The organism is Aphanothece microscopica RSMan92 (assembly GCF_046613545.2).
Taxonomy (GTDB): domain Bacteria; phylum Cyanobacteriota; class Cyanobacteriia; order PCC-6307; family Cyanobiaceae; genus NIES-981.
The window spans coordinates 1-636 of sequence record NZ_JBKKKY020000330.1 but is presented as its reverse complement, the minus strand read 5'-3'; the positions used below and the strand labels follow the sequence as shown (position 1 = coordinate 636).

General features: G+C 55.2%; 1 protein-coding gene. It reads right to left on the bottom strand.

The window, feature by feature from the left end:
• Positions 1-83 precede the first annotated feature (83 nt).
• The coding region (locus ACLD7X_RS17820; protein WP_411425026.1) for a magnesium chelatase domain-containing protein at positions 84-636 on the bottom strand (553 nt) is incomplete at its 5' end.

The window sequence follows — 636 nt, the reverse complement described above, 5'->3', positions numbered from 1 at the left end:
CGTAAGTGCTCGCATTCCCTGTGCCACGGACGTGCTTTGACGGTCGTGGCGTGATTCTGTTCCCATAATGTGTATTCCGGCGGTCAACCGATGATGGCAGTAAGGAAGGGCGCAATTTTTTCTACGCCTTGCAAGTGGGGCTTGAGGTGGGCAGGCAAGGTCTCTGCAGCGGTGGAAGGAAGATAAATGCGGGTAAGGCCCAAACGCAGGGCCTCCTGGACGCGTTGTTCGGCAAAGGCCACATGGCGTATTTCGCCGGTAAGGCCAAGCTCGCCGATAAACGCCACGCGCGATGGCATGGCAATATCCGAAACGGAGCTTGCAAGAGCTGCCACAACGCCAAGATCAATTGCTGGATCCTGAATGGCAATTCCCCCAGCAACATTAACAAAGACGTCGCTTTGACGCACTTGAATTCCACCACGTTTTTCGAGAATAGCCAACATCATCTGCAGGCGTTTGGCGTCATATCCAGTGGAAACACGTTGTGGCATGTTGTATCCTGTTGGAGAAACCAGCGCCTGCACTTCCACAAGTAACGGCCGAGTTCCTTCCATCACGGCTACGATGGCCGTGCCCGGTTGGTCGCCTCGCCTGTTGGACAGCAGTACTTCGCTGGGATTGCTCACGTCCCGT